Source organism: Ornithinibacter sp., from assembly GCF_035443565.1.
Taxonomy (GTDB): Bacteria; Actinomycetota; Actinomycetes; order Actinomycetales; family Dermatophilaceae; genus Fodinibacter.
Window position 1 is genome coordinate 1 of record NZ_DAORSO010000062.1, and the last position, 11139, is coordinate 11139.

An 11139-nucleotide genomic window follows, 5' to 3' on the forward strand; every position below is an offset into this window, starting at 1 on the left:
CCGGTTACTTGGCGGTAGTCCCGGTGGTGTTGTCGACGATCACGCCGCCGGCGTTCGATCCGCCCGGCCAGCACGAGAAGCCGACCGGAATCGCCTGGCCCCGGCTGACCATCTCGTTGAGCGTGTCGAGGCAGCGCGACACCAGGACGTTGGGCTGGTCGGAGACCGACTTCGCGAGGATCGAGTTCGCCGCGGCCTCGGCCGTCGCGGTCAGCTTGCGCTGCTCGGCGATGCGGGTGTTGCCGATCTCGGTCTGGTACCGGTTGATCCGGTCCTGGGTCTCCTGGTCGAAGTTGATGACCGGGATGGTCACCGACTCGATGAGCAGCCGGTCACCCAGCTTGTCGTTCAGGCGGGCACGCACCTCGGTCGCGATCTCGTCGCGGGTCTTCTCCGAGCCGGTGACGGTGCCCAGCGGGTTGTAGTCCTGCAGCGCGGCGTTGAGGGCGGCAGCGAGCTCGGGCTCCTCGAGCGCGGTGCCGATCCGCTCGAAGGTCTGGTGGTCCCGGAACAGTCGGTCGGCCGCCTCGGGCCGGATCCGCCAGCGCACGTTGTTCTGCACGTACGCGATCGACTGGTTCCCCAGCCGGATCTCGGTGCGCCGGTCCCCGAGGTTGTCGTCGATCTGGACCGTGCCGTCCATGAGGGTGACGGTCGTCCAGGGCAACTTGGGGTGGATGCCGTTGTTCATCGGGCTGCCGGGGGTCCCGAACGTGACGGGGATGCCGACCTGCTGCACGGGGACGACGGTGAACGACATCGCGGCCGTGTAGGCCACGGTCACCACGGCGAACCCCACCGCGGCGAACCCGGCCAAGCGGTGCAGGACACGGCGCCCGTCCACGTCCACGCTCGGTCGGCCACGCGATCGGGACCGCCGCTCGTCGTCGGCACCCTCGTCGCCCTCGGATGCCGGGTCCTCGCCGTCCGCTTGCTCGTCGGCGCCCTCGTCGGATGCCGCTGCACCCGAACCCGTTTCGTTCGCACCCGCCTCTGGTCGGGTGGCGAACCAGGTCGCCAGGGATGCGCCCGTCAGGGCAAGGAGCAGCACGATCATCACGAGGGTTCCCACGCTTTCGGACCCTACACAGGCGCGCACCGGGTCGCGCGAGGACGACGACGGCGCTGCGACTCAGGTGCCGGCCACGCCCGGGCGCGGCTCAGCCGGTCTGTCTGACCGTGACCTGGCCGTCCTCGACGTGCCAGCGCTGGTCCAGGCGCACGGTGTCGAGCATCCGCCGGTCGTGGGAGACCAGGAGCAGCGACCCGTCATAGCTGTCGAGCGCCTGCTCCAGCTGTTCGATCGCGGGCAGGTCGAGGTGGTTGGTCGGCTCGTCGAGCACGAGCAGGTTCACCCCGCGAGCCTGCAGCAGTGCCATCGCAGCCCGGGTGCGTTCGCCGGGGGAGAGCGAGCCGACGAGGCTGCTCACCTGGTCGGCCTTGAGCCCGAACTTCGCCAGCAGCGTGCGCACGTCGGCCGGGGTCATCTGCGGCATGGCCGCCTCGAAGGCATCGCCCAGCGGTCGGTCCTCGGCCAGGCCCGTCCTGGACTGGTCGATCTCCCCGACCGCCACCGACGCACCCAGGCTCGCGCGGCCGGCATCCGGCGTGAGATGGCCGAGGAGCAGGCGCAGCAGGGTGGTCTTGCCGGCGCCGTTCGGGCCCGTGACGCCGATCCGGTCGCCGGCGCTGACCTGCACGGATGCCGGGCCGAACGTGAACGTGCCGAGCGTCACCGACGCGTCGGACAGGGTCGCGACGACCGAGCTCGACCGGGGCGCGCTGCCGATGGTGAACTGCAGTGCCCACTCCTTGCGGGGCTCGTCGACCTCGTCGAGCCGGGCGATCCGCGACTCCATCTGGCGCACCTTCTGCGCCTGCTTCTCCGATGACTCCACGGCCGCGCGGCGCCGGATCTTGTCGTTGTCGGGCGCCTTCTTGATGGCGTTGCGCACTCCCTGCGAGCTCCACTCACGCTGGGTGCGGGCGCGGGCCACGAGGTCGGCCTTCTTGTCGGCGAACTCCTCGTAGGCCTCACGCGCGTGCCGCCGGGCGACGGCCCGCTCGGCGAGGAACGCGTCGTACCCGCCGTCGTACACCGCGACCTGGTGCTGCGCGAGGTCGAGCTCGACCACGCGCGTGACCACCCGTGACAGGAACTCGCGGTCGTGCGACACGAGCACGACTCCCGACCGCAGACCCCGGACGAAGTGCTCGAGCCGCTCGAGCCCGGCGAGGTCGAGGTCGTTGGTCGGCTCGTCGAGCAGCACGACGTCGAACCGGCTGAGCAGGAGGGCGGCGAGGGCGGCCCGCGCCGCCTGGCCCCCGGAGAGCGAGGTCATCAGGGCGTCGGCCCCGACGGTCAGCCCGAGATCGGCCAGGACCGGGGGGAGGCGCTCGTCGAGGTCGGCGGCGCCGCTGGCCTGCCAGTGGTCGAGCGCCTTGGCGAAGGCGTCCTCGCTCGCGCGGGTCACCTCGTCGGCGCCGAGGGCTGCGGCGGCAGCCTCCATGGATGCCGTGGCGTCGGCCGCGCCCGTGCGGCGGGCGACGTATTCACCCACGGTCTCCCCCGGCATCCGCTCATGTTCTTGAGGCAACCATCCGACGAAGGCGTCGGTCGGAGCAGTCGACACAGACCCCTCGAGCGGGGCCAGGTCGCCGGCGAGGATGCGCAGCAGGGTGGTCTTGCCCGCTCCGTTGGCGCCGACGACCCCGACGACGTCACCGGGGGCGACGGTGAAGTCCAGACCCTCGAACAGGGTTCGGTGTGCGTGGCCCCCTGCGAGGTTCTTCACGACGAGGTCGGCACTCACCCCGCGATCGTAGGCTGCAAGGGCTGATACCACTTTGGTATCATGCAGTCATGGCCATGACGTTGCGACTGACGGATGAGGACGAGCGCGCTCTTGCCGCCTTGGCCGCCGCTCAAGGGATCAGCAAGCAGGAGGCGACGGTGCGCGCGATCCGCGATGCCGCAGCGCGCGGCTTGCACGAGGCCAAGGTCAGCGAACTCTCGGCGCAGGCGCGCGAGCGCTACGCCGATGTCTTGGATCGCCTCGGGCGGTGACGGTCTACCTGTCCTTGGAGGATCTGATCGCCCTGACGCGCGACCTCGACGTGGGCCCGGTTCGGGATCTCGGACTCTTGGATGCGGCGGCCCACCGCCCACGAACCGAGTTGTACGGGCAGCAGGCTTATCCGGATCTCGACACCAAGGCGGCCGTCCTGCTTGATTCCATCGTGCGAAACCATGCCCTGGTCGATGGCAACAAGCGACTCGGGTGGCTTGCCACGGTCGTGTTCTACGGAATCAACGACGTCGACCTCGACGCCCCTGACGACGACGCCTACGAACTGGTCATGGCGCTCGCCCGAAGTGAGTCCACTGTTGAGGAGTTGGCGGCGGCGCTCCGGTCGTGGCACTGATTGCCACACCTCGACTTCGTGACCGAGCTGCCGCCACACCTCCCCGACTTCGTGCGACTTGAGTGCGGATCCGGGCCCGGATCGGGACGAATGCCGCACCGAAGTCGCACGAAGTCGGGGATGGGGGGGTCAGGTGCGGGTGGTGCCGCGGATGCGGCCGCCGCCTCCGAGGACGCGACCCATCAGGCTGCCCAGGCGGTTCGCGGACCGTGGGCGGATCCAGCCGATGCCGTCGTGGCGCACCTTGGGCTGGTCGAGCACGAGGCCGCGCCGGTCAGCCCGCAGCTTGACGACGAAGCGCTGCCCACCGACGGGCTCGCCCCGGTCGGCCTGCAGCTGCCACACGTCGAGCGCGACGATCCCGGCGCCCAGGCGCTCCCTGTGCGTCGGGACGAAACGCAGCCCGAGGGCACCCAGCTGGCCGGGCTCGAGGGCGATCGGGCCGAGTGAGGCCTTGCGCCCGGCGATGCGGAAGCGACCGTCGCCGATCTCCTCCAACCCCTGGGACTCACCGCCGCTGGCCTTCCACAGCTCGCGCAGCTCGTTGGTCGGCTCGAGCCAGACCTCGCCCCAGTCGAGCATCGACCGCTCGCGCCGCGGGGCCCGGAACACCACGTGCACCTTCGTGGCCTCGCGCCCGTAGTTGGCGACGATCGCGGCGCTGACGCGCCCGTCGGTGTCCTCGTCGACGACGGTGATGTTCTTCCAGACGATGTTGTTGTTCTGCTGCACGTTCGCGTAGAGGTTGCCCGTCTCGGGTGAGGTCATCCCGAAGTCCGGGGCAGGGCCGGTCTCGATGCGGGCCAGCAGGCAGAAGTGCCCGCGGTCGGCACCGAACGAGGCGTAGTCGGCCGGGTCCGGCGGGGACCACGGGAACGCGAGGATCTCGTCGTCGCCCGCGGACACCGACACCGCGGCGGAGCCGATCTCCCCGCCCATGAGCGCCGGTGACGTGACGCTGCCGTCCCACGGCGCCGGCCAGGCGAGACCGGTCGAGGCCTTGGCCCAGTACAGCCGGACCGTGCCCGACGACGTGCCGGAGCACCCGCGGTTGCGCACCCGCACGTAGACCGACGTGGTGCCCGACCCGTGCTCCGGGTTCTGGTGGTCCTGGTTCGCGATGCCGTTGTTGTCGTTGCGCACCCAGATGTCGTCGCTGACCCACATCGGCTGGCCCGACGGGTTGGGCTCGGCGCCGTCGTCGTCGGAGGTGTCCTTGGCCCACAGGTCGTTGACGGCGCCGCTGCTCGGCACCAGCCCGTCGGAGGCGAGCAGCCCGGTTCGGGCCGTGTGCAGGGTTGCGTCCATGCGCTCGCTCTGCCCCGCGGTGAACATGAACATGCCGGCGTCGTCGGTGTAGTCCATGTAGTTCATGAACATGTCGCCGTCCGGGCCGTTGCTGCAGGACACCTGCGGGAATGCCGGGGTGCCGTAGTGCTCGTCGGCCTGGTTCGGGGTGTCCGCGACGTTGTCGGTGCCGGTGCACAGGCTGCCGTCGTCGCCCCAGATGTGGTTGAGGTTCAGGTAGTGACCCACCTCGTGGACCATCGTGCGGCCGAGGTCGTAGGGCGCGCTGAGGGTGCCCGTCGAGCCGAAGGCCCGGTAGTGGCAGCGCACGCCCTGGTTCGGCATGCCGGGGAAGCTGCCCTTGCCGAGGAGCCCGTCGGTGTAGTTGCACACCCAGACGTTGAGGTACCTGGTGACGTCCCAGGGGTCGTGGCCCCCACCGGCGGCGGACAGCATCCCGGTCTGGTTGCGGGTCCACCCGGTGACCGAGGTCTCGGTGCGGGTGATGCCGGTGGTGACCGCGCACCCCGGTCCGCGCACGGCCAGGGCGAACTCGATCCGGGCGTCGGCGGCGACCCCGGCGAACGCCGAGGGGACGCTCCCGGCATCCGCGTTCAGCCGCCGGAAGTCGGCGTTGAGCACGTCGATCTGCGAGTGGATCTGGGCGTCGCTGATGTTCTCGGCGGCGGTGTGCCAGATGACGTGCACGACGACGGGGATGCGGATGATCCCGGTCCGCGACCCCTCCTCACCGAAGGCGGCGATCCACTGCTGGACGTCCTTCTCGATCTGCTCGCGGCGCCAGCGGTACTCGGGGTCGAGGCGCACGAGCTGGCGGTGCTCCTCCATCGTCCCGCAGCGGTTTCGGCGCCGACCCTTGCCCGGGTCCTGCGGGTCGAGGTCGGTGGGCACTGCGGGGAAGCGGGGGTCGAGGGGGATGCGCGGGTTGCGACGGATGGGATCGGCGAAGGACATGGCGTGCTCCTGGGGTGGGTGGTCATGCGTGGCTGTTCACCCAAGAGGAGCGCCGCGCCGCCCAGCCTGATACCCAGCGGGCGAGGATGCCGGGGGGCACCGTGGGTGCCCACGATGCGGTCGCCGTGGGACGGCATCCGTCGATCATGAATAACATGAGATAACCGTTCTGCAAACGAGGAGTTATCCAATGAGCATCCGTCTCGGCGACATCGCCCCTGACTTCACCGCCGACACGACGCAGGGGGTGCTGTCCTTCCACGACTGGAAGGAGGGCGCCTGGGCCGTGCTGTTCAGCCACCCGGCCGACTTCACCCCGGTCTGCACCACCGAGCTCGGCCGCACCGCCGCCCTGTCCGGTGAGTTCGCCGCACGCAACGCCAAGGCGATCGCGGTGTCGGTCGACTCCGTCGAGGACCACCTGCGCTGGGTCCCGGACATCGCCGAGGTCGCCGGGGTCGACGTCGACTTCCCGATCATCGCCGACGAGGACCGCTCCGTCTCGCAGGCCTACGACATGATCCACCCGGGCGAGGGTGACACCTCGACCGTGCGCTCGGTCTTCCTCATCGACCCGAGCAACACGGTGCGCCTGACGATCACCTACCCGAAGTCGGTGGGCCGCAACTTCACCGAGATCCTGCGCGCGCTCGACGCCCTGCAGGCCACCGACCGTTCGCCGATCTCCACCCCGGCCGAGTGGGTGCCGGGGGACCGGGTCATCGTGGCGCCGGCCATCGCCACCGACGACGCGCGCGAGCGCTTCGCCAACGTCGACGAGGTCAAGCCCTACCTGCGCTTCGCCGACGCCCCGGCCTGACGCCAGACCTGGTCCGCCCGGCGCCCTCAGGGAGGGGTCGGGCGGACCAGGGCCGCGTAGTCGGGATGCCGGGCGATCCACGCCTTGATGAACGGGCACCGCGGCACGACCCTCAGGGAGTCGTCCTGTGCGACCTCGTCGAGGGCCCCCCTGGCGAGCGCCCCTCCGACGCCGCGGCCCTCGAACGCCGGGTCGACCTCGGTGTGGGTGAACACGACGTCGTCGTCGACCACCTGGTAGGCCGCGAAACCGGCGAGGACGCCGCCGACGTGTGCCTCCCACCGGCTCTCGTCCTCGTTGCGGGACACCACCACCTGCTCGGCCAGGTCAGCCACGCGAGCACCTCCGTTCGTTGACGACGACACGTGTCGAGGTGCACCACTGTGGCGCACTTCGGCGCCCACCGGGGCCTTCACGGCACCTCGGCCCTACGCTGGCACGGTGAACCCCGCGATCGTCGAGAAGGCCGCCCGTCGCGTGGGCCGCAGCCCGTTGCTGCCGGCCATCGGGGACGCCGACCGCGTCTTCGAGCGGGTGCTCTCCGGAGTCGGGCTCATGGTGGTGCCGTGGGCGTTCGCGGCATCGCTCGTGCCGTCGCTGCTCCCGCGCGCCCCGTGGCTGCAGGGTGTCGCCTCGGGAGTCACCGTTGCCGTGGGGTACGGGCTGGGGGCGGCGGCCCACGCCCTCTGGCGCTACCTGCAGATCCCCGGCCTCAAGGGCCGAGCCCGCTCGATCGCGTTGGGCCTGGTCATCGGCGTCGGCATGGTCCTCGTGCTGCTGAGCGCCTGGAAGTTCGTCGGCTGGCAGAACGACATCCGCAGGATCATGGGGATGGAGTCGACGTCACCCACGATCTGGCCCGTCGTCATCGTCGTGACGCTCCTGGTGTTCACCCTGTTCGTCCTGCTCGCCCGCAGCCTGATCGTGCTGGCCCGCACGGTGGCCTCGTGGCTCGGGCGCCGACTGTCGCGCCGGCTGTCCATCACGCTCGGCGTGGCGGCAGTGCTCTTCCTGCTCTGGGGGCTGTGGACCGGGGTCATCGTCAACGGCTTCTTCGCCGGGGCCAACGCCTTCTTCGCCCCGCAGGACACCACCGGCACCAACAGCTCCAACCGCCCCACGGCGCCCGAGCGCTCCGGCTCGCCGGAGTCGCTGTCGCCCTGGGAGGACCTCGGCCAGTACGGCCGCTTCTTCGTGCGCGGCGGCCCCGACGTCGCCGAGCTCGAAGCCCTCAACGGTCCCGGCGCGAAGGAGCCCATCCGGGTGTTCGCCGGCCTCCAGAGTGCCGACACGGTCCAAGGGCGAGCGGACCTCGTGCTCGAGGAGCTCAAGCGCACCGGGGCCTTCGACCGCGAGGTCCTCGTCGTCGCCACGACCACCGGGATGGGCTACCTCGACCACCGCGGGACCGACCCCCTCGAGTACCTGTGGAACGGCGACACCGCCATCGCCGGGGTGCAGTACTCCTACCTGCCGAGCTGGATCTCGATGCTCGCCGACCAGGATGCGGTCGCGAGCACGTCGCGGGTCGTCTTCGAGACCGTGCACCAGTACTGGTCCACGCTGCCGTCCAACGACCGCCCCGACCTCTACCTGTACGGCCTCTCGCTCGGGTCGCGCGGCGTCGAGAGCGTGCTGTCGTCGATCAGCATCGTCAACGCGCCCGTGAACGGCGCCCTCATGTCAGGCCCGCCGTTCGTGAACCCGCTGCACGCACGCCTCCAGGCCGAGCGCGATCCCGGCTCCCCGGCATCCCTGCCGATCTACGAGGACGGCCGCACGGTGCGGTTCGCGAACTCCGAGGGCGGGCTGGAGCGCGGCGGGGCTCGGTGGGGCCCCACGCGGCTCGTGTACCTCCAGTACGCATCCGACCCCACGGTCTTCTACTCGCCGAACCTCGCGTTCCGCGAACCCGACTGGCTCAAGGAGGGCCAGCGCGGGCCGGACGTCGCCCCGACGATGGAGTGGTTCCCGTTCGTCACGATGTGGCAGGTGCTGCTCGACATGCCGGCGGGCACGGCGGTGCCTGCCGGGTTCGGTCACATGTACTCGTCGCAGGACAACCTCGACTCGTGGGCCGCGCTGACCCAACCCCCCGGCTGGGGACCGGGCATGCGCGAACGGCTGTCGACCGCGCTCCCGAGCGACTGACGGGTGAGCGCGGCTAAGGTGGGCTGACCACCCGCACGAGCCAGGAGAACCACCATGTCGGCACCAGCGGGTTGGCACCTTCAGCCGGACGGCCGGGAACGCTTCTGGGACGGCACCCAGTGGACCGACCAGTTCCGCTCGCCGGCCCCGAGCGACCCGACCGCGCCCCCACCCGCGCCGTCGTGGGCGAGCTCGTCGGACACCGTCGCTGACACCGTCTCGGACAGCGGCCACACCCAGGCCTTCGACGTGGCCGGTACGCAGGCGCTTCCGAGTCAGGATGCCGGGACACCGGGTGCGTACCCGACCGCCGGTCAGGCGCCGGCCGGGTACCCGCAGCAGGGGTACGCGCCGGGCCAGCCCCAGACCGGGTACGGCGCACCGGGTGCTGCCGGTTACCCCCCGCCGGTCAAGAGCGGCAACAGCGGTCTGGCCAAGGGCTGCCTCATCGCCGCCGTCGTCATCCTCGGCCTCATCGCCATCGTCATCGCCGTCTTCGCGTTCTTCGCCTCCCGCGTGGTCGACACTGTCAACGAGACCTTCCCGTCCGGCTTCCCCACCAGCCTGCCGAGCGGGTTCCCGACCGAGCTCCCGACGGACCTCCCAAGTGGCCTGCCGACCGACCTCCCGAGCGGTCTGCCGACCGACATCGAGCAGAACATCGAGCTCGACGTCGGCGACGGCTTCGAGCTGCCGCGCGCCACGATCGGCGGCGGGTGGACGCTGGTGCCGCAGGGTGCCGGCATCCCCATCGTCAACATCACCGGCATGAAGGCCACCCTGGGCGACGCCAACGGGTTCCCCGTGCTGTTCACGATGCGCTTCCCCGCCGCTGGCGGTGAGTCGGTCGAGACGGTCTGCACTGCCCCGGCCGGTGAGCCGGATGCCGTCGTGGACGTCTCGTGTGTCCCGCTGTTCGGTGACGTGGCCGAGGCCACGACGGTGACCGTCACCGCCTCCCTCTGAGCGGTCCGCGGACTTCACCTGGCAAACCCGAGGTTCGCGGGGGATGACAACCCTTGCGAACCTCGGGTTTGCCTCATGGGGAGGGAAAGCTGGGGTCAGCCCTCGGCGGGCTTGATGGCGACGAGCTCGGCGACGAGCTCGTCGGTGCGCAGCTGGTCGGCCTCGAGCTCGGGGGTGAACCCGAGCCGCACGACGACGAGCTCGGCCGAGGGCACGACGTACACCCTCTGGCCGTCGTGGCCGCTCGCCCAGTAGGTGTCCTCGGGCAGCTGGGGGTCGACGAGCGACCCGTCGGCCTTCTTGTTGGCCCACCACCCGGCGGCGTAGCCCTGCTCCTCGCTCTGGCGCACCTCGGTCACCGTGGTGGAGGCCTTCATCCAGCCCTCGGGCAGCAGCCGCTCGCCAGCCCACACGCCGTCCTGGAGGGCGAACTGCCCGATGGTGGCCCAGTCACGCGGCGTCGCCCACAGGTACGAACTGCACACGGGGGTGCCGGTCATGTCGACCTCCAGCGTGGCCGACGTGAGCCCCAGCGGGGCGAACAGCTGCTGGCGTGGCAGGTCGGCGTCCGGGGCGTCGGCCAGGTCGGTGAGCACTGCGCACAGGATGTTCGTGCCGCCGCTGCTGTACTGCTGGTACGTGCCGGGCTGGTGGGCCAGCGGCTGGCTCGCGGCGAACCCGGCCATGTCGGGCTCGGAGTAGAGCATCTGGGTGATCGGGGTGCCGAGCGAGTACGTCTCGTCCCACGACAGTCCGCTCGTGCCGCGCATCAGCTGGTCGACGGTGATCCCCTTGCGCTCGTCGGTCCACTCGGGCCGCAACGAGTCGTCGGTGATCGCGATCCGTTCCTGGTGCACCATCCTCCCGACGAGCAGGTTCGCGACGCTCTTGGTCATCGACCAGCCGAGCTGGGGGGTCTCACGGGTGAATCCTTCGGCGTACCGCTCTCCGATGAGCTGCCCACCCTTGAGCACGACGATGCCGCGGGTGCCGAGCTCGGCCGCCCGGACGGTGCCGAGGCCGTCGCCGAAGGCGCGAGCGATGGCGGCATCGACGTCAGGGTTCGGTTCCGGGGACTCCGCCGTGGAGAGGGGGTTGGTGTCGTGGACGACCTTCGTGGCCTCCCCGAGGTCCTCGGGCCGGTCGGCACCCACCGTGCAGCCGAAGCCCCGGGTGTACCAGGCCTTCTGCGTGGACAGCGTGAACAGGATCTGCGACGTGCTCGAGCGGCCGGCCTCGTTGACGTACCCGGTGAGGAAGGGCACCAGGGGGTTGTCGGGCAGGTCGGTCTCGGGGTCGTCACGGCCGGCGACGAGCGTCACGGCGCAGGAGTTGTGCGCCGCGTACCCCGTTCCCGTCTCGAGCAGGGGGCGGGCGTAGAAGTACCCGCCCACGGCAGCGGCGATGACGAGGACGAGGAGAGCCGCGACGATGCGGAGGGCCAGGCGCATGGGCCGGACGCTACCGCGTGACGGCACCCGGGCACACGCCGCCCGGGCCTGCTCCGTGCAGAT

General features: G+C 70.7%; 10 protein-coding genes. 5 read left to right on the top strand and 5 right to left on the bottom strand.

Going from position 1 to position 11139, the window contains the following annotated elements:
• Positions 1-4: 4 nt before the first annotated feature.
• Both PLL68_RS08345 and PLL68_RS08350 read right to left on the bottom strand, forming a co-directional pair.
• Positions 5-1072 carry an SPFH domain-containing protein gene (locus PLL68_RS08345; RefSeq protein WP_324533312.1) on the bottom strand — a complete coding sequence of 356 codons (1068 nt, stop codon included), beginning with the start codon at positions 1070-1072 and terminating at the stop codon, positions 5-7.
• Between the two features lie 88 nt (positions 1073-1160).
• Complete coding sequence (locus PLL68_RS08350; RefSeq protein ID WP_324533313.1) at positions 1161-2813, bottom strand: ABC-F family ATP-binding cassette domain-containing protein; 1653 nt, start codon at positions 2811-2813, stop codon at positions 1161-1163.
• Between the two features lie 50 nt (positions 2814-2863).
• Between PLL68_RS08350 and PLL68_RS08355 the strand changes: the two genes are divergently transcribed.
• The gene (locus PLL68_RS08355; protein ID WP_324533314.1) at positions 2864-3067 is read left to right on the top strand and encodes a CopG family transcriptional regulator; all 204 of its coding nucleotides are present in this window, start codon (positions 2864-2866) and stop codon (positions 3065-3067) included.
• Complete coding sequence (locus PLL68_RS08360) at positions 3064-3426, top strand: type II toxin-antitoxin system death-on-curing family toxin (protein WP_324533315.1); 363 nt, start codon at positions 3064-3066, stop codon at positions 3424-3426. Before PLL68_RS08355 ends, PLL68_RS08360 begins: the two co-directional genes overlap by 4 nt.
• 129 nt (positions 3427-3555) lie before the next feature.
• On the opposite strand, the gene PLL68_RS08365 is transcribed toward PLL68_RS08360, so the two are convergent.
• A complete protein-coding gene (locus tag PLL68_RS08365; RefSeq protein WP_324533316.1) occupies positions 3556-5688 on the bottom strand; it encodes a zinc metalloprotease in 2133 nt (710 codons plus the stop codon).
• Positions 5689-5878: 190 nt separating this feature from the next.
• Here PLL68_RS08365 and PLL68_RS08370 point away from each other — a divergent pair, with 190 nt between their 5' ends.
• Complete coding sequence (locus PLL68_RS08370) at positions 5879-6508, top strand: peroxiredoxin (protein WP_324533317.1); 630 nt, start codon at positions 5879-5881, stop codon at positions 6506-6508.
• Positions 6509-6534: 26 nt separating this feature from the next.
• On the opposite strand, the gene PLL68_RS08375 is transcribed toward PLL68_RS08370, so the two are convergent.
• Entirely contained in the window at positions 6535-6843 is a 309-nt protein-coding gene (locus tag PLL68_RS08375; protein ID WP_324533318.1) for a GNAT family N-acetyltransferase, read from the bottom strand.
• Positions 6844-6949: 106 nt separating this feature from the next.
• Between PLL68_RS08375 and PLL68_RS08380 the strand changes: the two genes are divergently transcribed.
• On the top strand, positions 6950-8659 hold the full coding sequence (locus PLL68_RS08380) for an alpha/beta hydrolase (protein WP_324533319.1): 1710 nt from the start codon (positions 6950-6952) through the stop codon (positions 8657-8659).
• A gap of 54 nt (positions 8660-8713) precedes the next feature.
• Positions 8714-9625: a hypothetical protein gene (locus tag PLL68_RS08385; protein WP_324533320.1), complete on the top strand. Its 912-nt coding sequence runs from the start codon at positions 8714-8716 to the stop codon at positions 9623-9625.
• Positions 9626-9720: 95 nt separating this feature from the next.
• Here the strand turns inward: PLL68_RS08385 and PLL68_RS08390 are convergent, their stop codons facing one another.
• Positions 9721-11076: a serine hydrolase domain-containing protein gene (locus tag PLL68_RS08390; RefSeq protein ID WP_324533321.1), complete on the bottom strand. Its 1356-nt coding sequence runs from the start codon at positions 11074-11076 to the stop codon at positions 9721-9723.
• Positions 11077-11139 lie beyond the last annotated feature (63 nt).